The following is a 25366-nucleotide window of genomic DNA, read 5'->3' on the forward strand; positions in this document are numbered from 1 at the left end:
CAACGCTAGATGGTACCGAAGCCGCCGCCACCGGGACCAAGCCCGGCCAGGACACCCCCGGGCGGCCACCCTTCCGGCCGCACAACACCGAAGGCCCGGAGGAAAGATCCTCCGGGCCTTCGGCCTTTGTAGCGGGGACAGGATTTGAACCTGCGACCTCTGGGTTATGAGCCCAGCGAGCTACCGAGCTGCTCCACCCCGCGTCGGTAGTTGAACTCTATCACGATCACGGACGGGGCCGTGAACCGCGCCGGGCGGGCGGCCCGGCGCGGTTCACGGCCCGGTCGCGCGCGTTCGCGCGGCCGGGCCGGACCTTACGGGGTGGCCCCCGGCGAGGGGGTCGCGGCCGCGGAGGGGGTGGCGGCCGGGGAGGGCGAACCGGCGGGCGTACCCGCCTTCTGCTCGGCCGCGATCGCCGCGCTCACCGCGTCCTGCAGAGCCTTCTGGGCCTGGCCGTACTTGACCCAGTCACCGGCCTTCAGCGCCTCCTGGCTGTCGGTGATCGCCTTCTGGGCGTCCTGCAGCGCCTTCTGCACCACCGGGTCGTTGCTGCCCGCGGCGGGCGGCGTGGTGGGGCTCGTCGGCGTGGTGGGCGTCGTCGGCGTGGTGGCCGGCGGCGTGGTCGTCCCGGTGGAGACACCGGCGAAGACCTTCTTCAGCGCCTCCTCCAGGGTGTTCTCGAACGCCACGTTGTCGTTGCCGTACACCGCGAGCACCTTCTGCAGCACCGGGTACTTGGCGCCGCGGCCCTTGACGTAGACCGGCTCGACGTTCAGCAGCCCGCCGCCGACCGGCAGGGTGAGCAGGTTGCCGTACTCCAGGTCGGAGTCCCCGCCGCTCTTCAGCAGCGTCAGCTGGTTGGCGACCTCGGGCCGGGAGTTGAACTGGGACTGGACGAGGTTCGGCCCGAGGGTCTTGCTGTCGCCCGGCACCTTGAGGATGCGGATCTTGCCGTACTCGGGGCCCGGGTCCGCGCTGACCGCCATGAAGGCCGCCAGGTTCTCCCGCCCGCTGGGCACGAAGGTGGTGGTCAGCGAGAAGCTCGCCGCGGTCACGGCCGGGTCGGGCATCCGGACGGTCAGGTAGTACGGCGGCTGGACCTGCTTGGTGTCGCTGGTCGGGTCGACCGGGATCTGCCAGATGTCGGTGCCGTTGAAGAACGAGCCGGCGTCCGTCACGTGGTACTGGCCGAGCAGCTCGCGCTGCACCTTGAACATGTCCTGCGGGTAGCGCAGGTGCGGCATCAGCGTGCTGGGGATGTCCGTGCGGGGCTTGACGGTGTCCGGGAAGGCCTTCATCCAGGTCTTCAGCACCGGGTCGGCGTCGTCCCACTGGTAGAGCGTCACCTCGCCGGTGTACGCGTCCACGGTGGCCTTGACCGAGTTGCGGATGTAGTTGACCTTGTTGGCCGCGGTGAGCAGCTCACCGCGCTGGTTGGTCAGCGAGTCCTTGGTGACCGCGCCCAGGGTGGTCTTCGAGGCGAACGGGTAGCCGTCCGAGGTGGTGTAGCCGTCGAGCACCCAGACCAGCTTGCCGTCCTGCACCACCGGGTACGGGTCGGCGTCGATGGACAGCCAGGGCGCGACCTTCTCGACCCGCTCCTTGGGGGTGCGGTCGTAGATCACCTTGGCGCCGTCGGTGATGGCGCCCGCGTAGAGGATCTGCGGCTCGGCGAACTTCACCGCGTACGCGGCCCGGGTGAACGGGTTGTCCAGCGAGACGCCGCTGCCACCGGTGTACTGGTAGAGCTTGTCCCCGGTGTCGGTGGTGTAGTCGATCTCCTGGTTGGAGCCGCCGACGATCGAGTAGGTGCCGGTCTTCTCGCCGTAGTAGATCCGCTGCTGGTACTCGCCCAGCGAACCGGTGGCCGGCAGACTGGACTCGGTGAAGACCGGCTGGCCCTTGTCGTTGACCTGGTTGCCCTTGGCCGCGACCGCGCCGTAGCCGTGGGTGAACTTGAAGTGGTCGTTGATCCAGTTCCGCTTGTCGCCCTGGACGCCGCTGAGGTCCAGCTCACGCAGGCCGATCACGGTGTCCTGGGCACCGGCACCGTTGCCGTAGCGGTCGACGTCCAGGGTGCTCGGGAAGGCGTAGTACGAGCGCTGCTGCTCGATCGACTGGAAGGTCGGCGAGACCACGTTCGGGTCCAGCAGCCGGATGTCCGCGATGGTCTGCGCGTCCGGCTTCAGGGCGTCCGCGGTGGTGCTGGCCTTCGGCGTGTACGGCTGGGTCTGGCTGTCCGCGATGCCGTACGCCTGCCTGGTGGCGTCGATGTTCTTCTGGATGTACGGCGTCTCCTTGGCCTGCTCGTTCGGCTTGACCTGGAACTGCTGGACGATCGCCGGGTAGACGCCGCCGATCAGCACCGCCGAGAGCGCCATCAGGCCGAAGCCGATCAGGGCCGGCACCCAGGTGCGGCGCAGCGGGGTCAGGAAGAACATCACGGCGCAGATGACCGCGACGAAGAACAGGATGGTCTTGGCCGGCAGGAAGGCGTTGGCGTCCACGTAGCGCAGGCCGGTCCAGCCGTCCACGCCCTTGTAGGAGCCGGTCTTGACCGCCAGCGCGTACCGGTCCAGCCAGTAGGCCGCCGCCTTGAGCAGGACGAAGACACCGAGCAGCACGGCCAGGTGCCCCTGGGCACCGACGCTGGCGCGCCGGCCGGGGCCCTGCAGCCGCAGGCCGCCGTACAGGTAGTGCACCAGGACCGAGGCCAGCAGCGCGACGATCACCGCGCTGAAGGCGAAGCCGAGCATGAACTCGTAGAACGGCAGCTCGAAGGCGTAGAAGGAGACGTCCAGGTTGAACTGGCTGTCCTTGACCCCGAAGGAGGTGCCGTTGGTGAACAGCAGCCAGGTCCGCCACTGGCCGGAGGCGGCGGCGCCGGCGATCAGGCCGACCACCAGCGTGACGCCGATCAGCGCCCAGCGCTTGAACGGGGCGATCCCGGACCGGTAGCGGTCCAGGCTCTGCTGCTCGACCGACATCGCGGACAGCGGCGGGCGCAGCCGGTGGGCCAGCCAGATGTTGGCGCCGACGAACAGCGCCACCAGCAGGCCCACGACGGCGAACAGCCCGACCTTGGTCCAGAGCTGGGTGGTGAAGACCGAGGAGTAGCTGACGGACTTGAACCAGAGCCAGTCCGTCCAGAACCCGGCGAACATGACGAACAGCAGGAACAGCACCGCGAGCACGCCCACCGTCAGCAGGAGCACCCGGGTGCGCCGTGAGGGCGGGCCGACTCTCGGCCGGAAGCCCGGTCCTGAGCGGTCGGGCATCTGGAACACCACGGTGGCACCTCGGCTGTGTCGTCTCGAATCGTTCGGTCCTCCATGCAACTTAATCAGTCTTTACCTGAGTTCCCAGGCTTTGCTGTCGGTTCGGTACCGGTTCCCCGGGCCGGGGCCCGGGGCCGCCGCCGGGCCGGGAGCGCCGGGCACCGGGGCAGCCCGCCTCGTGTGAGGATTGAGGCATGTCCGATGCTTCCAACACCCCGTCCGACGTCTCCAGCCTCCCCGCCGCCACCCCGCTGACCAGGGCCGCGCTGGAGATCGACGAGTACGCCTCCACTCTCGGCTGGGACCTCCCGGCCCGGCTCTTCGCCCTGGTGGACAGCGCCCAGCTGCGCAAGGCCGACCCCAAGCTGGCCAAGCAGCTCGGCCTGGCGGCCTCCGACGAGCCCGGCCTCACCCCGATCGAGCAGGACGAGCTGCCGGCCGGCATGGAGCTGGACAAGTTCCTCGGGACGATCGCCTGGCCCGACATGATCGCCGGCTGCGCGCTGGTGGTCGAGCGCCTGATGCTCCCGCCGGGCGCCGAGCAGAGCCGCCCGAAGAACGCCACCGAGGCCCAGCTCGCCGAGTGGGTGGCGAACCACCCCAAGCGCGAGGAGGTGCGGATCACCGCCGCCGTGCTGCGCGACGGCAAGCGTGAGACGGCGCTGCGGCTGCGCTCCAAGGACGTCGCGCGCGAGGTGCTGACCGGCCCCGACCTGGTGCCGGGCCTGACCGACGCACTGCTGGCCACCTTCGCCTGAGCCGCCCGGGCCCGAGCCTTACCCGGTGGCCTGCGCCTGGCGTGCCCGGGCTTCACCCCGCCTGTGCCTGACCCGCGCCGGGCGGCCGTGCGGACTCCTCGCGGCCGCCCGGCGCGGCGCTGCGCTCCGCCGGCCCGGGCGGCTGCGCCCGGCGGCTCAGCCCTTGCCGCAGGAGGGCAGCGCCGCGGTCTGCCCGGAGCGGACCTGCTCCAGCGACTTCAGCGCGCCGTCCAGGGTCTCCGCCTTGACCAGGGTGAGCCCGCTCGGGGTGGCCCCGGCGGCCTCGGCACAGTTGTCGGCCGGGGTGAAGAAGTACTGCGCGCCGGCGTCGCGGGCGGCGATCAGCTTCATCGCGATGCCGCCGATCGGCCCGACCTTGCCGTCGTCGGTGATCGTGCCGGTGCCGGCCACGAACTTGCCGGCGGTCAGGTCCTCGGGGGTCAGCTTGTCGATGATCCCGAGCGAGAACATCAGCCCGGCGCTGGGCCCGCCCACGTCCTGCAGGCCGATGTCGATCTGGAACGGGTACGTGTGCTTGGTGTCGGGGCCGATCCCGACGATCGCCCGGTCCCCGTCGGAGGCCTTGGCCGTGGTGACGGTGACGTCGGTCGGCTGCCCCTGGTCCGGCGCCGTGCTGTCCTTGCCGCGCGGGACGACGGTGAAGACCACGTTCTCGCCGGGCTTGTGCTTGGTGACCAGCTTGGCGACCTGGTCCTCCGCGGTCACCACGGTGCCGTCCACCGAGACGATCCGGTCGCCCGCGTGCAGCTTGCCGTCCGAGGGTCCGCCGGCCACCACCGAGGCCACGATCACCTCGCTGCCCATCGGGATGCCGAGCTCGCTCAGCGCGGCCGTCTTGGCGCTGTCCTCGGAGGAGGCGAACTCCTCGGCGTTCTGCTGCTGCGCTTCCTTGTCGGTCTGCCCGGGCGGGTAGACGTTCTCGTGCGGCACCACCAGGACGTCGCCGCGCAGCCAGCCGACCACCGCCGAGACCAGGCTCGGCTCGTACTTCGCGCCGGTCACCTGGACGGTCGTCATGTTGAGGTGGCCGGTGGTCGGGTACGACTCGTGGCCGGTGATGGTGATCACCGGCCGGCCCGTCTTGTCCTGCACACCGAGCGTGTTGTACGTCGGCCCGGGGCTCATCTCCGTGTACGGCACCTTCATGAGCACGGAGACGCAGAGCAGGGCTATCAGCAGCAGGGTGGCGGCGAGCATCGTCGCAGAGCGGCGTGGCATGGCTCGACAGTACGGGACGCCGGTGGCCGGGCGCCCGCCGGGCTACCGGCCCAGGCGTTCCGTGGGGGCCGCGCCGGGCGCCGCCGTGGTGCGTTCCATCGCCGCCAGGAAGCGCTGGTGCTCGGCCAGCGAGGCCGGATCACCGGCGGATTTGGGGGCCCGGGCCGCCCAGAGCGCCCACATCGACGCAAGCACCGCGGCGACCGCGGGAATGATCAACCAGGCGAGCGCACCCATATCCGAACTCCCAGCTCGTCGTGTCTATGAGCAGATTAACCACCCACACGAACAACGGGCTTGGCGCCATCCGGGTTACGGCACCGACAACCCGCCCACAGCACCGCGCAGGGGCCTCCGGGCCCCTCCGGGAGCGCGGCCGAACGGGTGAGGCGGGTAACGCCCCGGGCCGGCGGACGGGTGAGGCGGGTACCCGAAGGGCAGGGCGGTGCCACTGGGGGGAGCCGGCGGGCCGGGCGCTCAGCAGGAGCCGGCGCCGACCCACTCCTCCTCGCCGTCGGAGAAGACCTGGTGCTTCCAGATCGGCACCTCGTGCTTGAGATCGTCGATCAGGCGGCGGGCGGCCGCGAAGGCCTCGCCCCGGTGGGCGCAGGAGACGGCGACGATCACGGCCTTGTCGGTGATCTCCAGCCGGCCGATCCGGTGCACCGCGGCGAGCGCCCGGACGGGGAAGTCCGCGACGACCTTCTCGGCGATCCGGCGCATCTCCTGCTCGGCGGTCGGGTGGCAGCTGTACTCCAGCGCGGCGACCGACTTGCCGCCGTCGTGGTCACGGACCGTCCCGACGAAGACGGTGGTCCCGCCGGCCGCGTCGTCCCCGACCGCCTCGTACACCTCGTCGAGGGAGAGCGGGGTGTCGCGGATCGCGAGCAGGCGGATGGGGTCGTGGTTCTCGGACATGCCCCCATGATTCCTCATCCCGGCCGGGCCTGGGCAAGGGGCTTCCGCATCACGATTGTGAACTTTCGCATCGTGAGAAACATCCGGGATTTCGGCGGACGGGCGGGACTCCGGCGCCAAGGACCGCGGGCCGACGGCCGCGGGCGGCCACCACGCGCACACCACACGCACACCACGCGGTCGGCACTCCGGGACGAGGACCGCCGGCACCGGGCGGCCACGGGCGGACCGCCGGCCGGACGGGCGCAACCGCCGCCGGGGGCGTCGAGCCACGGGCGCGGAGCTGCCGGCGAGCGGCGCGGGCCGTCGGCGGACCGCCTCAGAAGCGGCGCCGCTTGCGCGCCCGGCGCACCAGCGCCGCCGTACCGACCAGGGCCACCGTGGCACCCGCCGCGCCCAGGCTGGTGGCGGCCTCCTTGCCGCCGAGCCGCCGACCGGCCACCGCGTGCTTGCCGGCGACCTGCGCCAGCAGCTCGGCCAGCACCTGCTCGTTGGAGTGGGCCGGGCGCCAGCCCGCCTCGTGCAGCCGGCTGCCGGACACCACCCAGGGGTACATCGTGTAGGCGAGGTCCCCCGCCGGGGCCGGGGTCAGGCCCAGCCGGTGCAGCCGGGCGGCGGTGCCGAGCGCCAGCGCGGCCGGCAGCTCCATCCGCCGGATGCCGGAGAGCTTCTCGACGTCCTCCTGCTCCAGCCAGCCGTCGCAGCCGACCGTCACCTCGCCCTCGACCAGGCCGAGCGCGGCGTACTCCAGTGCTGCCGCCAGGTCGTCCACGTGGCAGAACTGCCAGCAGGGCCGCGAACCGGCCACCACCAGCAGTCGGGGCGCCTCGAAGTGCCTGGTCAGCACGGTGTCGACGCCCGGTCCCACCACCACGGCCGGACGCAGCACGGTGACCTGCAGGCCGGGGTGGGCGCGCGGGGCCCGGCGGGCCAGGCGCTCGATCTCCAGCAGGTCGCCGACCAGCGAGGCCTCCTCGGTGGCCCGCAGCTCGGAGTCCTCGGCGAGCGGCACCTCGTTGTCCGGCAGCGCCCCGTAGACCATCGCGGAGGTGCAGAGCACCACCCGGCCCACACCGGCGGCCGCGGAGGCGGTCAGCACCGTCTGCGCGCCCCGCACGTTGTACGCGCTCCGGGCGCGCGGGTCGGTCTCCATCCCCAGGTCCATCGCCAGGTGGACGACCACGTCCACCCCGGCCAGGCGCTCGGCCACCGCCGGGTCGCGGACGTCCAGGACGCGCCACTGCACGCCCGGCACCTCGCCGCGCCGGTCGTCGACGGCCAGCACCTTGCGGACGCCGGGCGAGGCCACCAGCCGGGCCGCGACCCGTTCGCCGAGCACACCGGCGGCACCGGTGACCGCCACGGTCAGCGGCTTGCCGCCGTAGGCTGGAGGCGGCGACGCCGTGGTGCGTGGGTCGTCCTCACCTCCGGTCAGCCCAGAGCGAACGTCCGAAGGCGGGGAACTCACCGGCCATCCTCCACGGTTAGCTTATGTGCGTACGTACGAGTGTTACGTACGGTCCATCCTGCCCGAGGCGAAGGCCCGGCGGTGCACCCCGCGCGGGCCGGTCCGTGCGGGAGCCGCTCACCGGCTGTGAGTTCCGACTCCTTCCACCGCCCCGGGCCTGCAGACTTCCCCGCCACACCATCCGCGTGACGGCCGACCAGATCGAGGAACCCGTGAGCGACCTCCCCTTCGGATTCGGCGTTCCGCCCGAGGAGCCCGAGGACGGCAAGGCCAAGCGCGACAAGTCCGAGAACTCCGAGCAGGGCGGCCCCGACGCGGGCGCCACCCCGCAGATGCCCTTCGGTTTCGGGCCCGGCAACCCCCTGGGGGCGCTCTTCGGCATGGGCGCGCCCGGCGGCAACGGCGCGGACAACCCCTTCGGCGCCATGCTCGGCGGCCTCGACCCGAACGACCTCGGCGCGGCCTTCCAGCAGCTCGGGCAGATGCTGTCCTTCGACGGCGGCCCGGTGAACTGGGAGCTCGCCAAGGACATCGCCCGGCAGACCGTGGTCGCCGAGCCCGTCGAGGGCGATCGCCGCAGGGCGACAAGTAAGGACCGCTCGGTCAGCGCCGCCGAGCGCTCGGCCGTCGCCGAGGCCGTCCGGCTCGCCGACCTCTGGCTGGACTCCGCCACCGAGTTCCCCTCCGGTGCCGGCACCGCCGTGGCCTGGAGCCGCGCGGAGTGGATCGAGGCGACCCTGCCGGTCTGGAAGGACCTGGTCGACCCGGTCGCCGAGCGGGTCGGCAACGCCATGGGCGGCGTCCTGCCCGAGGAGATGCAGGCCATGGCCGGCCCGCTGATGGGCGTGATGCGCTCGATGGGCGGCGCCATGTTCGGCACCCAGATCGGCCAGGCGCTCGGCGCGCTGGCCGCCGAGGTGGTCGGCTCCACCGACGTCGGCCTCCCGCTGGCCCCGGCCGGCAAGGCCGCGCTGCTGCCGCAGAACGTCGCCGAGTTCGGTGAGGGCCTGAACGTGCCGGCCGACGAGGTACGCCTCTACCTGGCCCTGCGCGAGGCCGCCCACCAGCGCCTCTTCGCGCACGTGCCGTGGCTGCGGGCGCACCTGTTCGGCGCCGTCGAGGCGTACGCGCGCGGCATCAAGGTCGACACCTCCCGGTTGGAGGAGCTGGCCGGCCAGCTCGACCCGAGCAACCCCGAGGCCCTGCAGGAAGCCCTCGCCGGCGGCCTGCTGCAGCCCGAGGACACCCCCGAGCAGAAGGCCGCGCTGGCCCGCCTGGAGACGGCGCTCGCGCTGGTCGAGGGCTGGGTGGACGCGGTCGTGCACAGCGCCGCCCAGCCGCACCTGCCGCAGGCCGGCGCGCTGCGCGAGACCGTCCGGCGGCGCCGGGCCGCCGGCGGCCCCGCCGAACAGACCTTCGCCACGCTGGTCGGCCTGGAGCTGCGCCCGCGCCGGCTCCGGGACGCCTCCCGGCTGTGGGCCACCCTCGCCGACGCCCGGGGCGTCGAGGGCCGCGACGCCCTCTGGCAGCACCCCGACATGCTGCCGACCGCCGCCGACCTCGACGACCCGGACGGCTTCGTGCACCGCGGCTCCGCCGACGACGCCGAGGGCGGCTTCGACTTCGACGCGCTCGACAAGCTGCTCGGCGAGGCGGCCGCCGGCAAGGGCGGCACCGGGGACGCCGCGGGCGGCCCGAAGGGCACCGACGAGCCGCGCGGCACCGACGAGGACGGGAAGGGCGAGCCCACCGCATGACGGTCACCGAGACGAGCGCGACGGCGCTGCACAGCGACGCCGTGCGCACCCTGGAGGGGTGGCGGACCGCCGACGCCGGCCAGGACCGGCTCCGACGCGACTACCTGGCCCACCTGGCCGGCAACGCCGACGGAATGTTCCGGGCCTGCCTCCCGGCCCACCTCACGGCCAGCGCCCTGGTCGTCGACCCGGCCGCCGGCCGGGTGCTGCTGACCCTGCACCCCAAGGTCGGCATCTGGCTGCAGATGGGCGGCCACTGCGAGCCGGGCGACCCGACCCTCGCGGCGGCCGCGCTGCGCGAGGCCACCGAGGAGTCCGGCATCCCCGACCTCACCCTGCTCACGGCCGACGGCGCGCCCGTCCCGGTGCTGCTCGACCGGCACCAGGTGCGCTGCACCGGCAAGGACCGCCCGGAGAACACCCACCTGGACGTCCAGTACATCGCGCTGGCCCGACCCGGCGCCGAGGCGCTGATCAGCGAGGAGTCGCTGGACCTGCGCTGGTTCGAGTACGACGGGCTGCCCGAACCGACCGACGACTCGCTGCGCACGCTGGTCGCCCGGGCCAGGACGCTGACCGGCTGACCTCCGCTGCCGGGCCGGGCCGACCGGCCGCACCCGCACACGACGAAGGGGGCCCGGGTGACCGGGCCCCCTTCGTCATGTCCGCAGCCGCGCGCCCCTGCGGCCGGCGGCCGGTCAGCGCATCGGCACCCGCTGCGGGGCGAGCAGCTCGCTCGGCTGCACCAGGACGAAGCCGCTGCCGGTGAAGGCCATCTCCCAGCCCTCGGTGGCCGTGCCGCGCCGCCGCCAGGCCTCGGTGTTGCTGCTCTGCGCCTGGAGCTGCACCTCAAGCGCCGAGGACCAGCCGACCACCGCGTCGGCGTCCGCGTACACGTACCGGCCCGGCTCGACCCGCATCACCAGCGGCTGGCCGGAGGTCATCAGCACCAGCCGGCCGCTGCCGGTCAGCTCCAGACTGCGGGTGCCCACCCCGGCGATCCGCTCACCGCCCTCGATGCCGACGACCTGCCAGGTGATCGTGGTGTCCATCGCCAGCACGTAGGTGCTGTTCACCGTCAGCCGGTCCCGCCGCAGGTCGAGGATGTGCAGGTGCTGCGCGAGGTTGGCGAGGTAGACCGTGCCGGCGCCGCTGCACCGCATCAGGTCCAGCTCGGTGGGTGCGACGTTGGCACGGTTGCGGCGGCCCGGCGGCGTCCAGCCGGTGAACTGGACCCGGCCGGTGTGGGCGACCATCGCGCCACTGCGGGCCAGCACGTCGGCCGGGCCGCCGTCCAGCACCACCCGCAGCATCTGCGGGTTCTGCAGGGAGTAGCGCTCGGTGCCGGTCAGGGCGGCGTGGTCGAGAAGGGGGCTCTGCACGGTGGTCGCTCCTCAGCCGCGGATCTTGAGTCGGTCGGAGGTGTCCTCGCTGGGCTGGACGACGACGAAGCCCGAGCCCTTGAAGCCCAGCTGCAGGGCCTCGCCGCTGCCGCGGCCGATCAGCGCGCCGACCTTGACGGTGCGCCGGGTCTTGATCTCCAGGCCGGTGGTCCAGGCGACCAGCGCGTCCGGGTCGACGAAGGTCTCGGCCTCGGCGCAGTCCAGCACCACCGGTACGCCCCGGGAGGTGACGGAAACCCAGCCGCTGCCGGACACCGTCACGTTGAACAGCCCGGTGCCGGCCAGCATCGCCGGGCCCTTCACCTTCTCGACCACGCAGGTCAGCCCGGCGTCCATGGCCAGCAGGTGCGAGCCGTTGACGGACAGCGACTCGTTGTCGAGCTGCAGGTTGAGCACGTCGGCACCGAAGTCGGCGAGGTAGAGCGTGCCGTCCCCGGACCATCGCAGCAGCGGGCTGCGCTCACCCGAGGCCCACTCCCCCAGCGCCCGCCGGAAGGTCTGCGAGACCGCCTCGTACTGCAGGAACCCGTCGTACGCGACCATCGCGCCCGGCTTCGCCAGGACGTCCTGGCCCGTCGTCACCGCGACCTTGCACATCGCGGCGCCGTGGTTGCTCATCCTGGCCGTCACCGGGGACTCCAGGTACCCCTCCAGGTACGTGCCCGAGAGCGTCTGCCTCTGCATGGAACCCGCCTACCTCTCCCGGACGCGTCCGGCTCTCAGACCTCGAACGGCTGGACGACCACGAAGTTGCCGGGGCCGCCCCTGAACTGCAGGCTGTACGACTCCGCGGCGTGGCCCGCGTAGGCCGAGCGCCTGATCCGCACCGGCGCCGTGGTGATCACCTGGGACCCCTTCGACCAGGCCACCAGGGCGTGCACGTCCGCGTACGTCTCCGGCGCCGGGGTGACCGGCAGCACCACCGGGATGCCGTTGGTCTTCACCACCACCGTGCCGTGTCCGCCGAACTGGAGGGTGAAGAAGCCGCCGCCCGGCAGCCCCTCGCCCTCGATCCGCCGCACCTCGTGCTCCAGGCCGGCGTCGAAGGCCAGTACCCGGTCCGAGCTGACGCAGAACGAGTCGCCCTCCAGCCGGACCACGTGCAGGTGGCTCGCCTCGTCCGCGAGGAAGACCTGGCCCTCGCCGGAGACCCGCATCAGCTTCAGCTGCTGGCCCGTCAGGTTGGCGGTCAGCTTGCGGAGCACACCCGAGCTCTCGTGGGCGAAGTCCGCCTTGCCCTGGTAGGCGACCATGCTGCCCTGCAGGGCGAGCACGTCCTGGCCCTTGGTGAGGGTGAAGCGGACCAGGTTGTCGTTCTGCTTGAGCCAGCCGGTCTGCTCGGGGAGTTCGGCGTACTTGGTCAGCGAGATCTTCACGCCGGGGGCCTGGGCGGGTGCCTGCGACTGGGCCGGGATCTGCACGGTGGCCGGCGGGGCGACGGGGACGGTGGCGACGGGCGCCGGCACCGGAGCGGGGGTCGGCGCGGCGGGTGCGGCGGGTGCTGGTTCGGGTGCGGGTACGGCGGGTGCGGGGGCCGGGTCGTCCTCCAGGACCTCGCCGCCGAAGTTCTCCAGCAGCGCCTGCAGCCCGCCGTCGAAGCCCTGCCCGACCGCGGCGAACCGCCACTCCCCGCCGCGCCGGTAGACGTCGGCCAGCATCACCGCGCGCTCGGTGCTGAACTCGGCGCCGGTGAAGGAGTACCGGCCGACCTCGGCGCCGCCCGCGACGATCCGGACGTGGCCCGAGCTCACCTGCGACATCCGGCCGTCACCGTCGATGGTCGCGGTCAGGCTGAGCTTGTGGATGCTCTCCGGCACCGCCGACAGGTCCAGCTGGAAGGACTCGGTGTCGTCCTGCTGGGCGCCCAGCAGCCGCACCGCGTTCTCGGGGCTGGCCGGCTGGTTGAAGAAGACGAAGTACCGGTCGTCGCTCAGCCGCTCCTCGGCGTCCAGACCGAAGCAGCTGATGTCGAACGTCAGGCCGGGCGCGGTCAGCCGGACACCCAGGTAGAGGTCGGTCACCGGAGTGAGGTCACCGATCCGGATCCGGGACGCCTTGGCGAGTTCTCTGGTCATGGCGCTGAGAACGCCCCTCCCTGTGTGCCGGCCTGATTCCGGTGACCCTATCCCAGGGAGGTCGGTCGGCAGCAGGCCCGGCCCACGGCTTTCCGGGCCCGGCCGCGGTGCGGCGGGCGCACTACCCGCAGGACTCGTCGGGCGCCGGCTCGCGGGCCGGGGCCCCGGCCGGGCGGTCGCCCCGGGCGCCGGGGATGTGCGGCAGCCGGGCCGCCGACGCCACGCCCTCCAAGTACCCGCGGGCCCGCTCGGTCCGCGGGTAGGCCTCCAGCAGAGCCCAGAACCCCGGACCGTGGTCGGGGACCAGCAGGTGCGCCAGCTCGTGCAACAGCACGTAGTCGACGACGTACTCGGGCATGCCCTGCAGCCGGTGCGAGAGCCGGATGGTCCGCTCGCTGGGCGTGCAGGAGCCCCAGCGCGAGTTCTGGTTGGTCACCCAGCGGACCTGCAGCGGCCGGGCCCGACCACCCAGGTAGGCGGCGGACAGCTCGTGCGCCCGGGTCGACAGGGCGTCGTCGCCGAGCACCCGGCGGCTCTCCTGGGCGGCCAGCTTGTCGAGCATCTGGGCCACCCAGCGCTGCTCCTCGGCGACCGACATCCGGGCCGGGATCAGGACGACGGTGCGGTCACCCTCGCGGTAGGCGGAGACCGTGCGGCTGCGCCGGGCGCTGCGACGGACCTCCACCTGGGAGCGGTCGGCCGACTGGTCCGGCCGGGATCCCTGGGCCGAGGGCTGGTGCTGCGCGGGCGGCTGGTGCTGGAGCTGCGCGGGCGGCTGGGCCTGCAGCTGCCCGGGCGGCCGGCGCTGCGAGGGGGCGACGGAATCCGCCGGCTCCGGGCGCCCACGCGTGCTCGGCGCCGCGACACCCGACCCGGACGCTGCACGGGCACGCCTGCGCGACGCCGGGGGATGGGGTTCCCGTTCGGCCGCCATGGCAGACGACGTTACCTGGTACCCCTGACAGAAGTCCCGGTGCCTTGGCCGAAATGTTTCATGGAGTGATCGCGAACGAAAGGCCTACGGGGGATGACATCACCGTGAGCCGGGACGGACCGGAAAGTTATCCACAGGGCATGCGAAGCAATCCTGCGATCATAGGCCCGGAGCTGTGGACAACCCCGAGCGCGACCCGCCGCCGATCCGGCATCCTGCGGGCAGCTCCCCTCGTCGGGGAGCACCGCCGCGACGCGGCCGGGCCGGCCGCCGACCCGGCCGGCTGTCCGGATCCGACCTGGAGGCACACCTCATGCGCCCGGTGCTCAAGCCCGCCCTCTCCCGCACCTGGCGGGACACCGAGACCCTGCAGTTCGGCAGCGTCCACCGCCACGCCGGAGTCGTCGAACAGGCCGACGCGCCCTTCTGCTCCTTCCTCGGCCTGCTCGACGGCAGCCGGGAGCGGCCGGATCTGCTGGACGCCGGCGAACGGCTCGGACTCGGCCGGGACCAGACCGGCGAACTCCTCGACTCGCTGGAGAAGGCCGGCCTGCTCGACGACGCCGCGGCCGACCGGGAGGCGCTGGCCCGCTACCCGCAGCCGCACCGCGACCTGCTCGGCCCCGACCTCGCCTCGCTCTCCCTGGTGCACCCCGAGCCCGGGGCCGGCCCGGCCGTCCTGGGCGGCCGGGCCGGCGCCCGGGTCGAGGTGCGCGGAGCCGGCCGGGTCGGCGGCGCGATCGCCGCCGTCCTGGCGGCCGGCGGGATCGGGACCGTCACCGTGCTGGACACCGGCCGGGTCACCCCCGCGGACTGCTCCCCCGCCGGCCTGCCGCCCACCGAGGCCGGCCGGCTGCGGACCAGCGCCGCCCGCGCCGCCGTCGACCGGGCCACCGGCCGCCGGCCGGCCGGGCACCCGCGCGGGGACCGGGCCGGCGGCCCGCCGCCCGCGCTCGTGGTGCTGGCGCCTCGCGACGGCAGCGGGGGCTTCGCCGGCGGCGCGGTCGAGGCCCGGCGGCTGATGCGAGCCGGCGTGCCGCACCTCTACGTGGGCGTCGTGGAGCACCTCGGGGTGGTCGGCCCCCTGGTGCTGCCCGGTGCCTCGGCCTGCGGCGGCTGCCTGGCCCTCGGCCGCACCGACGAGGACGCCGCCTGGCCCCGGCTGCTCGCCCAGCTCGCCGAGGACGGCCCCGGGCGGCCCCGCACCCCCGCCTGCGACAGCGCCCTCGCCACCGCGGTGGCCGGGCTGGCGGCCCTGCACGTCCAGTTGCACGTCGACGGCGCCCGCCCTCCCAGCGTGGACGGCTGGTGCGAGATCTCGGCCGCCGACGGCTTCGCCCGCCGGCTGCGCCTGCCGAGCCATCCCGACTGCGGCTGCCTCTGGCAGCCGGCCGCGCACCGCTGAACCGGCGGCCGGTCCCCGACCGGAGCGACGGCGGGCCGGTCCGAAGCGCCACGAGCCGGGTCCGGAGCAGCCGCGGGCCGGCCGGGGCCGGAACAGCCGCCCGCCGAGCCGGCCCGGCAGCCGACGGCCCCGGCCGGGAGCCCGCGCGCCCGGCGGGTGGCGCCCGGAGGCCGACGGGTCGACCCGTCCGGGCCCGACGCCGACGGCCACCCGCCCGCCGCGGCGCGCCGGGCCTCCGGGCCCGCCACCCGGCCCGGAGCGGTGCCCGCCGGTGCCGTACTGTCAGCGCTCCCGCACTATCCACAATTCGGCCGGGCCCGCCCGCCGAGCGGGCACAATGGCGTAGTGACCGCCGTCCCTCAGGCCCCGCAGCTCGCGAAGGCCGCCGGGGGCGTCTGACTGGGAGGCCCGGGTGAGCGATCTTCCGCGCAAGGCAATGACCCGTACGGCAAAGCTCGCAGCTCTGCCGCTGGGGATGGCCGGCCGGGCCACGCTGGGCCTGGGCAGGCGGATCGGCGGTCGCTCCGCCGAGGTGGTGACCGCCGAACTCCAGCAGGCCACCGCCGACCAGCTCTTCAAGGTTCTTGGCGAGCTGAAAGGCGGGGCGATGAAGTTCGGGCAGGTGCTGTCCGTCTTCGAGGCCGCGCTGCCCGAGGAGGTCGCCGGGCCCTACCGGGCCGCCCTGACGAAGCTTCAGGACGCCGCGCCGCCGATGCCCGCCGCCAAGGTGCACACCGCACTCGCCGAGCGGCTCGGCAAGGACTGGCGGGAGAGATTCCGGAGCTTCGACGACAAGCCGGCCGCCGCCGCCTCGATCGGGCAGGTCCACCGGGCGGTCTGGCACGACGGCCGCGAGGTCGCGGTCAAGGTCCAGTACCCCGGCGCCGGCGAGGCGCTGCTCGCGGACCTCGCCCAACTGAGCCGGGTGGCCTGGCTGCTCGGCCCGCTCATCCCCGGGCTCGACATCAAGCCGCTGATCACCGAACTGCGCGAGCGGGTCGCCGAGGAGCTCGACTACGAGCTGGAGGCGCAGGCCCAGGGCCGGCACGCGGCGGAGTTCGCCGGCGACCCGGACATCGTCGTCCCCGGAGTGGTGGCCCAGGCCGACCAGGTCCTGGTCACCGAATGGATGGGCGGCACCCCGCTCGCCGAGGTGATCGCGGGCGGCACCCAGGAGGAGCGCGACCGGGCCGGCCACCTGCTCGCCCGCTTCCTGTTCGCCGGGCCGTCCCGCACCGGCCTGCTGCACGCCGACCCGCACCCGGGCAACTTCCGGCTGCTCAAGGACGACGGCCCGGCCGACACCTGGCGGCTCGGGGTGCTCGACTTCGGCACCGTCGACCGCCTGCCCGGCGGCCTGCCCTCCCCGATCGGGGACTCGCTGCGGATGGCGCTGGCCGGCGACGCCGCGGGCGTGCTGGACATGCTCAGCGAGGAGGGCTTCGTCAAGCCCTCGATCCGGCTCGACCCGGACGCGGTGCTGGACTACCTGCTGCCGATCATCGAGCCGGCCACCGTGGAGACCTTCCACTTCACCCGGGCCTGGATGCGCTCCCAGGCGGCCCGGATCGCCGACCCGCGCTCCCCCGCCTACAACCTCGGCAAGCAACTCAACCTGCCGCCCTCGTACCTGCTGATCCACCGGGTGACGCTGAGCACCATCGGGGTGCTCTGCCAGCTCGGTGCCAACGCGCCGTTCCGTGCCGAGATGCTGGAGTGGCTGCCCGGCTTCGCCCCGGCGACGGCGCCGGGCACCACCGCGGACGTGCTGAAGAAGCGCTGACCCGCCGTCCGGCCCGACGGCCGGCGCGCACGGCGATGGCCGCTCCCCCTCGTTCGGGGGAGCGGCCATCGGCATGACGGGGTGGAACGCTACGGGCCTGCGGTCACATCACCGCGAGGGCCAGGGCCTTGCGGGCCCGCAGGGAGGCCCGCTCGGCCTTCCGCATGAGCTTCTGGGCCCTGACGACCCGTAGGCCGAGGCGTTCGTGCTCGGCTTCCTGGAGGCGTTCCTGCATATGGGCACGAGCCAGGGATTCGTGGAGGAGTTGCATCTCAAGGGTCCTGTTCTGGATCTGAAGTTCGGTGGTCTGCTCTGCGCGGACGGTGGGATCGACGGCGGCGGCGGTCATGTGGTGGTCCTGCTCGTGGTGCGGGCTCGGAAAGGGGATGCTGCGGGCTGCGTCCGCCTTGGCGGCGGCGAGGCGTACGGAGTGGCGCAGGGCGCTGTCCAGCGGGGGCTGCTCTCCCCGGCGGACGGCCTCGGCACCGAGCGCGGGGTTCACGCGACGGCCTCGGTCTTGCGCGGACGGCCACGGGGACGCTTCCGGGCCACGACGACACCCTGGACGAAGAGCTCGCCGCCCCAGACGCCCCACGGCTCGCGACGCTCCAGCGCACCGGCCAGGCAGGCCTCCTTGACCGGGCAGGTCCCACAGAGGGACTTCGCGTACTCGACGTCCGCCGGGGTCTCGGCGAAGAAGACCTCCGGGTCGAAGGCGCGGCACGGGATGGGAAGGCCCAGGGCCTCGGCGTCGTCGATCGCGGTGAGCTGCATGAGAGATACCTCCGGGGGGTCGGCCTGGTCGGCCTTGGTGATCTGGTCTGTCGTCGGTACGGACGGGAGGGGCGGTGTGATGACCGTGGACACTGTGGGCGTCTTCCTCGTCTTTTCAGTGGGTCCGGTTCAGCTGGCTGGTGGGGCCGAACCGGAGGCCCCGGGGGGCCTGGGTGGTCTTACGTACCGGACAAAACAGAAGGGCCGCGGATCCCGGTGTACGGGTTCCGCGGCCCTGGAGGGTGCCGACCTGATGCTGACTCAGGTGCGTTCTCTCCAGGGTTCAGGCCCGCGGAAGGCCCTGCTCCGGATGACCGAGGCGCCGATAAAGGCGGCCTTGGCCTGGTTGATCAGCTGCTCGTTCTGCTTCTGGGTGATTCCGGCACCGATGACCTGCGCATAGTCGCCATGCTTGGCGGCTGCTACTGCTGCCTTCGGTGCCTGGGTCGGTCGCTCGTCACGCAGTTCGCGGGACATGGCGTCCATCGCCCAGTCACGGGACAGACCCGTCTCGACGGCGCCGGCTCCCGTGCTGCCGCCAGTGTTCCCAAGGGCACTGACAACGGGCACGACGGAGACAACGGTGGTGTCGAGACCCAGACCGGCCGCGGCAAGCGAGGCAAGAGCCCGCTCGGGGGCAACGCACAGGGAGGCAGCGGTGACGGTCTGGCCAGTCAGTTTGGTGATCATCGTCTTGGTTTCCACTGTCTTCGCCTCCTCTCGGCGTCTCGCGGTGCCCAGTTCCCCGGGCTCCGGCTGTTCGGATGTCTGTCTCGGTGAAGCTTCTTCTCGGCAAGGCTTGTGGTGACGCGCGGTGATACGCGTGACACGCAGGGGAAGGCCGTTTCAGGAGTGACCCCGTACGGCTCGCGGTCTCGTCCCCTTGACCGCTCCGGCAGGCTATTGCGCTCCATGCACGGCGCGCAAACTATTTTTCCGGCGAGTTTTGAAGTGCCCGCCGCAAGCGGCTCAGGCCGGCTCGTCCGACGTGTCGTCCGGAGCCTCTTCCGAGTCTGCCTCGGGCTCTTCCCCCGCACACAACGAGAGCACGGCGGCCCCGTACTTGTCCAGCTTCATGGCGCCCACGCCCGAGATGACGGCCAGCTCGCGCTCGTTGGCGGGCACGTCCTCGGCGATGGCCATCAGGGTGGCGTCGGTGAAGACCACGTAGGCCGGCGCGCCCTGCTTCCTGGCCTGGCCGGCCCGCCATTCGCGCAGCCGCTCGAACAGGGCCTCGTCCATCGAGGACGGGCAGCTCTCGCAGCGGCGCAGCTTGCGCTCGACGGCCTCGGTCAGGGTGCGGTCGCAGACGCGGCACTTGACCGGACCGCGCGCCTTGCGGGCCGCCGGGCGCCCCTCGCCGAACTCGACACCACCGCGCCCGCCCCGGGCGCCGGAGCGCGAGCCGGGCGCGCCCGAACCGGGGCGCAGCCCGTCCAGGAACCGGGTGGGCTTGCGGCTGGCCCGGCCGCCCGGGGACCGGGAGAGGGACCAGGAGAGGGAGAGGTTGCGCCGGGCCCGGGTGACCCCCACGTAGAGCAGCCGGCGCTCCTCCTCCACCTGCTCGTCGGTCTTGGCGTAGATGATCGGCATGGTGCCCTCGGTGAGGCCGACCAGGAAGACGGCGTCCCATTCCAGGCCCTTGGCGGCGTGCAGCGAGGCCAGGGTGACACCTTCGACCGCCGGGGCGTGCTGGGCGGCCGCCCGGGCGTCCAGCTCGGCCACGTAGGCGCTCAGGTCGCCGCTCTCGCCGGCCTTGTGCCGGGCCGCCTCGAACTCCTCGGCGAGCCGGACCAGCGCGGCCAGCGACTCCCAGCGCTCGCGGACCGCGCCGGAGCCGCCCGGCGGGGTCGCGGTGAAGCCCCGGGTGGCCAGCACCGCGCGGACCTGCGAGGCCAGGTCGGGTGCGTCGGCGGTGAGCGGGTCGGAGCCGGCCCGGGCGGCGCCCTTCAGCAGGACCCCGGCCTCCCGGACCTCGGGCCGCTCGAAGAACCGCTCGGCGCCCTTCAGCTGGTACGAGATGCCGAGGTCGGCCAGCGCCTGCTCGTAGACCTCGGACATGCCGTTGGTACGGAACAGCACCGCGATCTCGCTGGCCCGGCAGCCGCCGCGCTCGGCGGGCAGGGCCAGCAGGTCCTTGATCCGGTGCGCGGTGCTCTCGGCCTCGGTGGGCTCGTCCGCGTACTCCACGTAGACCGGCTCCGGGCCGGCCTCGCGCTGCGAGACCAGTTCCAGCCGGTGCTGGGCGGCCTGGCCCTTGGCCTGGGCCAGCAGGCCGTTGGCGAGGTGCACCACCTGCGGGGTGGAGCGGTAGTCGCGGACCAGCTTCACCACCGTGGCCTCGGGGTGGCGGGTGCGGAAGTTCAGCAGGTAGTCGGGGGTGGCGCCGGTGAAGGAGTAGATGGTCTGGCTGGCGTCGCCGACCACGCAGAGACTGGCGCCCGGGCCGGTCCACTGGTCGAGCAGGCGCTGCTGGAGCGGGGAGACGTCCTGGTACTCGTCCACCGTGAAGTGCCGGTACTGGGCGCGGACCCGGTCGGCGATCTCCGGGCGCTCCTCCAGGATCGCGGCGGTCAGCAGCAGGACGTCCTCGAAGTCCATGACGTCCCGCTCGCGCTTGGTCTGCTCGTAGGTGGCGTAGACCCGGGCGATCTCGGCCGGGTCGCGCGGGGCCTCGCGGCCGGCCTTGAGGACGGCGGCCGCGTAGTCGTCGGGGACGATCTGGGTGACCTTGGCCCACTCGATCTCGCCGGTGAGGTCGCGCAGCTCGGTGCGCTGGACCCGCAGGCCGCAGCGCCCGGCCGCCTCCGCGACCAGCTGGACCTTGCGCTCCAGCAGCCGGGGCACCACGCCGCCGATCGCGCGCGGCCAGAAGTACTGGAGCTGGCGCAGCGCGGCCGAGTGGAAGGTCCGGGCCTGGACGCCCTCGGCGCCGAGCTCGCGCAGCCGGCCGCGCATCTCGCCGGCGGCGCGGGCGGTGAAGGTGACGGCGAGCACCTGCTGCGGCTGGTAGACGCCGCTGCGCACGCCGTAGGCGATCCGGTGGGTGATGGCCCGGGTCTTGCCCGTCCCGGCGCCGGCCAGGACGCAGACCGGGCCGTGCAGGGCGGTGGCGACGGCCCGCTGCTCCGGGTCGAGCCCGGCCAGCACGGCGTCGGCGCCGACGGGGGCCGGGCGGTCGTCGTCGTACGGGCTGCCGCTCAAGAGGTCTTCCTGCATGCAGTCCATCCTCTCAGCCCGGCGGGGGCTTACGGCCGGTCGCGGGTGCGAACGGTCCGGACATCCTGGCAGGGCGGGGTGACAGCGGCGGAAAGTTGTCCACAGACCTGGTACGACCGGAGGATGATCCCTTCGCCGCCCGGCGCGCGTACTCGCGGTCACGCCCGGCGCACGCGGAATGACCGAGTCGTGCCGTGCGTTCACTCCGGAGACCGCACGCCCCCTCCCGAAGGAGACCCCACCGATGTCCGGCAGCGTCACGATGTACAGCACGACCTGGTGCGGGTACTGCACCCGGCTCAAGGGCCAGCTGCAGCGCGAGGGGATCGGCTACACCGAGATCAACATCGAGGACGACCCGGCGTCGGCGACCTTCGTCGAGTCGGTGAACAACGGCAACCAGGTGGTCCCGACGGTGCTGGTGACCCCGGCCGGCGGTGGCGAGCAGATCGTGATGACCAACCCGAGCCTGCGTCAGGTCCAGGCCGCGCTGGCGGGCTGAGCCGCTCCCGGACGGGTGGGGGCCCCGCGGTCCCTGACCGCGGGGCCCCCACCCGTCCGCCCGGGCTCGCCCCTGCGCGGGGCTCGTGCCCGGCCGTCGGCGGCGCCCTCCCTCAGGGCGGGGTCAGGAGACGTCCGCGCGGACGCTGTCGGCCGCGCGCAGCTCCGTCCGGGCGGTGTCGACCGGCGTGGCCGGCGCGGGCAGCGTGGTCCGCGCCCCGAGGTCGCCGATGCCGTAGACCAGCCGGCAGCGGTCCGCCGAGTAGCGCGTCTCGATCACCCGGACCGGCCCGCGCCGGTCGTAGGTGACCCGGGTCTGCACCACCAGGGGCACCCCGGGGCCGCCCTGGAACCACTGGGCCTCCTCCGGCCCGGGCATCCGCGCGACCATGTGGTCCACCGCGCCGATCTCGGTGCGGCCGAGCGCGGCGAGCACCGCCTCGTCCCCGCCCTCGACCTGGTCGGGCTCCATCAGCGGGGTGCCGGCGGCCAGTCCGGCGCGGTAGTGGCTCTCCTCGATCGAGTAGGGCTCCCGGTCCAGCATCCGCAGCTGGCGGCGCACCACGATCGCCTCGCCCGGCCGCAGTCCGAGCCGTTCGGCGATGTCCACCCGGGCCCGGACGATCAGCATCTCGAAGTCGGACGTCAACTCCCGGCCCGCCTCGACGGCCTCTTTCGTGTAGATGTCGGTGGGCGCGGCCAGGCAGTCCCGCTGCCCGGGCAGCAGGCTGGGCCCGTACGCGCGGTGGTCCAGCACGGGGTGCTCCCGCAGGTAGGTGCCCTTGCCCTGGAGCCGGACCAGCCGGCCCTCGTTGACCAGCACGTCCACCGCCAGCCGGACGGTGTTGCGGGCCACCCCGTACTGCTTCTCCAGCTCGCCCTCGACCGGCAGGGGGTCGTCGGCGGTGAACTCGCCGGCGGCGATCCGGCGGCGCAGGTCCGCCGCGAGCCTCTGGTACTTGGGGGATTGGGCACTGCCCCGTGGGATTGTCACCCAAGTGAATGTAGCGATCGGGCTTCGTCGATTTCAGCCGAACCCGCCGGAACCGGCCGATCCGGAGGATTCCCCGATTGCTCCCGGCCGGGCCGGGCAGAACCGGTCGGACGGCCTCCGGAACACCGCCGGGGTGATTGCGCCGGCATTTCCGGTGTCCCGGCCGGTGTGGGCCGGGGCAGCGGCGGCGGGGCGGTGACCTGTGCCGTACCCCGGACCGGCCGGACCGGGCGGCGGCCCTTCCCCGCCGGCCCGGAAAGCGGGCAGGAAATAGGGGCGCTCTGGCCATAGCCACGCGCCCCTATTTCCAATCATGCGCCCCTTCGTGGACAACCGAAGGCGCGATACCGCCGCCGCTGCCGGCGGGTCGTGACTACCAGCGCGCGGCCGCCGGGAGCGGCTCGCCGTACCAGAGCTCGACCAGGTGCCGGGCGATCGAGATCCCCGACGGCGGCAGGATCTCCCCCGACGCCATGCCGGCCCGCAGCTCCTCGCGGGAGACCCAGCGCGCCTCGGCCAGCTCCTCGCCGTCCACCGTGATCGCGGTGCCGGCCGGATCGGCCTTCCCCATGAAGCCCAGCATCAGGCTGCTCGGGAACGGCCACGGCTGGCTCGCCACGTACGAGACCTCGGCGACCCGGACACCCGCCTCCTCGAAGACCTCCCGGGCGACCGCCGCCTCGATCGACTCGCCGGGCTCGACGAAACCGGCCAGGGTCGACCAGCGGCCCTCCGGCCAGATCGCCTGCCGGCCCAGCAGGCAGCGGTCCTGCTCGTCGGTGATCATCATGATCACCGCCGGGTCGGTGCGCGGGTAGTGCTCCGCCGCGCAGGAGGTGCAGCGCCGCAGGTGACCGGCCCCGGCCTTCTCGGTCGGGTGGCCGCAGCGCGAGCAGAAGCTGTGCAGGCGGTGCCAGTGCTCCAGCGCGACCGCGTGCACCAGCAGCCCGGCGTCGCGGTCGGAGAGCATCGCCCCCACCTCGCGCAGTCCGGCCGGCCGGGCGTCGCCGTCGAGGCGGCCCGGCAGGGTCTCGCCGGTCAGCGCGAAGTAGGAGACGCCGTCGTCGTCGGTGCCGAGGAAGTAGCGGTCGCCGTTCTGCGGCGCCTCGAAGGAGGGCAGCAGCACCAGCTCGGTGCCCTCCTCGGTGTCCACCACGAAGGCCTCGCCGCCGGCGATCGGCAGCACCTTGGTGGTGGGGTGGCTCCAGGCCGCCGCGAGCCAGGGCTCGTCGACCCGGTGCTGCGCGGCACGGTCGACACCGGCCCTGGCCAGGGCGAGGGCCTTCGGACGTTCGGTCTCAGGCACGGTGCTCACTTAAGGTTCCATCCCCACGTGAAGAATCGTCAGGTCCGTCACTCGCTCTCGCCGCCCGGCCGCCAGGTCTCCGCCAGGTCGCCCCACAGGTAGGCGGTGGCCTCCACACCCTTGCGCAGCAGGTCCAGCTCGACCTTCTCGTTGACGGAGTGCCAGCCGTCCGAGGGCACCGAGATGCCGAGGAAGAGCACCGGCGCGCCGAGCACGTCCTGCAGGTCGGCGGCCGGCCCGGAACCGCCCTCGCGGGTGAAGAGGATCTTCTTCTCGAAGGCCCGCCCCATCGCCCGGACGGTGGACTGCAGCGCCGGGTGGTCCAAGGGGGTCAGGCAGGGCCGGGTCGCGCCGGGGAAGACCAGCTCGTACCGGATGCCGTCGGGCACCCGGGCCGCCACCCACGCCCGGACGGCCTCGCGGATCTTCTCGATCTCCTGTCCGGCGACCAGCCGGAAGGAGAGCTTGAGGTGCGCCGAGGCCGGCACGACGGTCTTTCCGCCGGGGCCGGTGTAACCGCCCCAGATGCCGTTCACCTCGGCGGTCGGCCGGGCCCAGACCCGCTCCAGGGTGCTGTAGCCGGCCTCGCCCTGCGTCCCGTACGACCTGGCGACCCGCAGCCACTGCGCCTCGTCGAAGGGCAGCTCGGCGAAGAGCTCGCGCTCACGGTCGGTCAGCTCGACGATGCCGTCGTAGAAGCCCGGGACGTCCACCCGGCGGTCCGCGTCGTGCAGCGCGGCCGCCAGCTCGGCGGCGACCGAGGCCGGGTTCGGGACGGCTCCGCCGAAGGAGCCGGAGTGGATGTCGGTGTCCGGCCCGAACAGGTCGATCTGGGCGTCGGCCAGGCCGCGCATGCCGGTGCAGACGGTCGGGGTGTCCTCGGACCACATCCCGGTGTCCGAGATGATCACCACGTCCGAGGCGAGGCGCCCCGCCTCCCGCCGGACCAGGTCGGCGAAGTGCGGCGAGCCGGACTCCTCCTCGCCCTCGATCAGCAGCTTGAGGTTGACGGCGGGCGCGGTGCGGCCGGTCGCGGCCAGGTGCGCGCGCACCCCCAGGGTGTGGAAGAAGACCTGACCCTTGTCGTCGGCGGCGCCGCGGGCGAACAGCCGGCGGCCGACCACGGTCGGGGTGAACGGCTCGGTCGCCCAGCCGTCCTCCTTGGCGGCGGGCTGGACGTCGTGGTGGCCGTAGACGAGAACGGTGGGCGCGGACGAGTCCCCGGACGGCCACTCGGCGAACACCGCCGGCAGGCCGTCGGTCTCCCAGACCTCCGCCACCGGGAAGCCGGTCTCCCGCAGCTTGTCCACCAGCCACTCGGCGGAGCGGCGGACCTCGCCGGAGCGGCCCGGGTCGGCGGAGACGGACGGAATGGCGAGCCAGTCGGCGAGATCCGCCAGGAAGGCGCTCTCGTGCTGCTCGATGAAGGTACGGACGACGCTGTCCGGAGTTCTCGTCATACGGACGACTTTAGTTCGCCCGTGCGGGTGCTCGCCCCGGCCGTCCGCTCGCTGGGCGGCGCGGGGCCTGTAACCTCCGTCACCTCCCGGCCGC

Annotated in this window: 21 protein-coding genes, 1 tRNA gene and 1 pseudogene; 6 read left to right on the top strand and 17 right to left on the bottom strand. The window is 73.2% G+C overall.

Annotated elements, in window-relative coordinates; genetic code table 11:
- Positions 1-129: 129 nt before the first annotated feature.
- Together OG689_RS16625 and OG689_RS16630 are read right to left on the bottom strand one after the other, a co-directional pair.
- Positions 130-203: transfer RNA gene (locus OG689_RS16625), tRNA-Met, on the bottom strand.
- A gap of 111 nt (positions 204-314) precedes the next feature.
- Positions 315-3278 carry a UPF0182 family protein gene (locus OG689_RS16630; RefSeq protein WP_266327195.1) on the bottom strand — a complete coding sequence of 988 codons (2964 nt, stop codon included), beginning with the start codon at positions 3276-3278 and terminating at the stop codon, positions 315-317.
- A gap of 194 nt (positions 3279-3472) precedes the next feature.
- Between OG689_RS16630 and OG689_RS16635 the strand changes: the two genes are divergently transcribed.
- Positions 3473-4036 carry a PPA1309 family protein gene (locus OG689_RS16635; RefSeq protein WP_266321243.1) on the top strand — a complete coding sequence of 188 codons (564 nt, stop codon included), beginning with the start codon at positions 3473-3475 and terminating at the stop codon, positions 4034-4036.
- A gap of 156 nt (positions 4037-4192) precedes the next feature.
- On the opposite strand, the gene OG689_RS16640 is transcribed toward OG689_RS16635, so the two are convergent.
- The 4 genes from OG689_RS16640 to OG689_RS16655 all read right to left on the bottom strand — a co-directional run bounded on the left by OG689_RS16640 (position 4193) and on the right by OG689_RS16655 (position 7562).
- A complete protein-coding gene (locus OG689_RS16640; RefSeq protein WP_266321244.1) occupies positions 4193-5275 on the bottom strand; it encodes a PDZ domain-containing protein in 1083 nt (360 codons plus the stop codon).
- A 42-nt stretch (positions 5276-5317) separates the two neighbouring features.
- On the bottom strand, positions 5318-5494 hold the full coding sequence (locus OG689_RS16645; protein WP_266321246.1) for a hypothetical protein: 177 nt from the start codon (positions 5492-5494) through the stop codon (positions 5318-5320).
- 258 nt (positions 5495-5752) lie between these two features.
- The gene (locus OG689_RS16650) at positions 5753-6193 is read right to left on the bottom strand and encodes a molybdenum cofactor biosynthesis protein MoaE (RefSeq protein WP_266321248.1); all 441 of its coding nucleotides are present in this window, start codon (positions 6191-6193) and stop codon (positions 5753-5755) included.
- A gap of 319 nt (positions 6194-6512) precedes the next feature.
- Positions 6513-7562, bottom strand: coding sequence for an NAD-dependent epimerase/dehydratase family protein (locus OG689_RS16655; protein ID WP_266327197.1), 1050 nt, complete (start codon positions 7560-7562; stop codon positions 6513-6515).
- A 311-nt stretch (positions 7563-7873) separates the two neighbouring features.
- Here OG689_RS16655 and OG689_RS16660 point away from each other — a divergent pair, with 311 nt between their 5' ends.
- A complete protein-coding gene (locus OG689_RS16660) occupies positions 7874-9418 on the top strand; it encodes a zinc-dependent metalloprotease (RefSeq protein WP_266327199.1) in 1545 nt (514 codons plus the stop codon).
- Positions 9415-10002 (top strand): NUDIX domain-containing protein, encoded by a 588-nt coding sequence (locus tag OG689_RS16665; RefSeq protein ID WP_266321249.1) that lies wholly within the window; start codon positions 9415-9417, stop codon positions 10000-10002. The genes OG689_RS16660 and OG689_RS16665 overlap by 4 nt, the downstream gene beginning before the upstream one ends.
- 114 nt (positions 10003-10116) lie before the next feature.
- Here OG689_RS16665 and OG689_RS16670 read toward each other — a convergent pair whose 3' ends face one another.
- From OG689_RS16670 to OG689_RS16685, 4 genes are all read right to left on the bottom strand, one after another.
- Complete coding sequence (locus OG689_RS16670; protein ID WP_266321250.1) at positions 10117-10800, bottom strand: AIM24 family protein; 684 nt, start codon at positions 10798-10800, stop codon at positions 10117-10119.
- A gap of 12 nt (positions 10801-10812) precedes the next feature.
- Entirely contained in the window at positions 10813-11505 is a 693-nt protein-coding gene (locus OG689_RS16675) for an AIM24 family protein (protein ID WP_191289424.1), read from the bottom strand.
- A 35-nt stretch (positions 11506-11540) separates the two neighbouring features.
- Entirely contained in the window at positions 11541-12896 is a 1356-nt protein-coding gene (locus OG689_RS16680) for a TerD family protein (protein WP_266321252.1), read from the bottom strand.
- Between the two features lie 121 nt (positions 12897-13017).
- On the bottom strand, positions 13018-13683 hold the full coding sequence (locus tag OG689_RS16685) for a M48 family metallopeptidase (RefSeq protein ID WP_266327201.1): 666 nt from the start codon (positions 13681-13683) through the stop codon (positions 13018-13020).
- A 460-nt stretch (positions 13684-14143) separates the two neighbouring features.
- Here OG689_RS16685 and OG689_RS16690 point away from each other — a divergent pair, with 460 nt between their 5' ends.
- A complete protein-coding gene (locus OG689_RS16690) occupies positions 14144-15235 on the top strand; it encodes a ThiF family adenylyltransferase (RefSeq protein WP_266321254.1) in 1092 nt (363 codons plus the stop codon).
- A 412-nt stretch (positions 15236-15647) separates the two neighbouring features.
- On the top strand, positions 15648-17018 hold the full coding sequence (locus OG689_RS16695) for an AarF/ABC1/UbiB kinase family protein (protein ID WP_266321255.1): 1371 nt from the start codon (positions 15648-15650) through the stop codon (positions 17016-17018).
- A 103-nt stretch (positions 17019-17121) separates the two neighbouring features.
- Here the strand turns inward: OG689_RS16695 and OG689_RS16700 are convergent, their stop codons facing one another.
- The 4 genes and pseudogenes from OG689_RS16700 to OG689_RS16715 all read right to left on the bottom strand — a co-directional run bounded on the left by OG689_RS16700 (position 17122) and on the right by OG689_RS16715 (position 21011).
- Positions 17122-17520 carry a hypothetical protein gene (locus tag OG689_RS16700; RefSeq protein WP_266321257.1) on the bottom strand — a complete coding sequence of 133 codons (399 nt, stop codon included), beginning with the start codon at positions 17518-17520 and terminating at the stop codon, positions 17122-17124.
- Positions 17517-17786, bottom strand: a pseudogene (locus OG689_RS16705) (WhiB family transcriptional regulator); the annotation flags it as partial. The pseudogene OG689_RS16705 and the gene OG689_RS16700, both read right to left, overlap by 4 nt.
- A gap of 267 nt (positions 17787-18053) precedes the next feature.
- On the bottom strand, positions 18054-18497 hold the full coding sequence (locus OG689_RS16710) for a hypothetical protein (RefSeq protein ID WP_266321260.1): 444 nt from the start codon (positions 18495-18497) through the stop codon (positions 18054-18056).
- A gap of 264 nt (positions 18498-18761) precedes the next feature.
- Positions 18762-21011 (bottom strand): ATP-dependent DNA helicase UvrD2, encoded by a 2250-nt coding sequence (locus OG689_RS16715; protein WP_266321262.1) that lies wholly within the window; start codon positions 21009-21011, stop codon positions 18762-18764.
- Positions 21012-21255: 244 nt separating this feature from the next.
- On the opposite strand from OG689_RS16715, the gene OG689_RS16720 reads away from it, so the two are divergent.
- The gene (locus OG689_RS16720; protein WP_266321263.1) at positions 21256-21513 is read left to right on the top strand and encodes a mycoredoxin; all 258 of its coding nucleotides are present in this window, start codon (positions 21256-21258) and stop codon (positions 21511-21513) included.
- Positions 21514-21636: 123 nt separating this feature from the next.
- Here OG689_RS16720 and OG689_RS16725 read toward each other — a convergent pair whose 3' ends face one another.
- The 3 genes from OG689_RS16725 to OG689_RS16735 form a co-directional block, all read right to left on the bottom strand.
- Positions 21637-22506 (bottom strand): GntR family transcriptional regulator, encoded by an 870-nt coding sequence (locus tag OG689_RS16725; protein WP_266321264.1) that lies wholly within the window; start codon positions 22504-22506, stop codon positions 21637-21639.
- A gap of 373 nt (positions 22507-22879) precedes the next feature.
- Positions 22880-23821 carry an NAD(+) diphosphatase gene (nudC, locus tag OG689_RS16730; protein WP_266321266.1) on the bottom strand — a complete coding sequence of 314 codons (942 nt, stop codon included), beginning with the start codon at positions 23819-23821 and terminating at the stop codon, positions 22880-22882.
- Between the two features lie 38 nt (positions 23822-23859).
- Positions 23860-25272, bottom strand: a complete 1413-nt coding sequence (locus OG689_RS16735; RefSeq protein ID WP_266321268.1) for a dipeptidase — start codon at positions 25270-25272, stop codon at positions 23860-23862.
- Positions 25273-25366: the final 94 nt, after the last annotated feature.

The sequence above is a fragment of the Kitasatospora sp. NBC_00240 genome (assembly GCF_026342405.1).
Taxonomy (GTDB): Bacteria; Actinomycetota; Actinomycetes; order Streptomycetales; family Streptomycetaceae; genus Kitasatospora.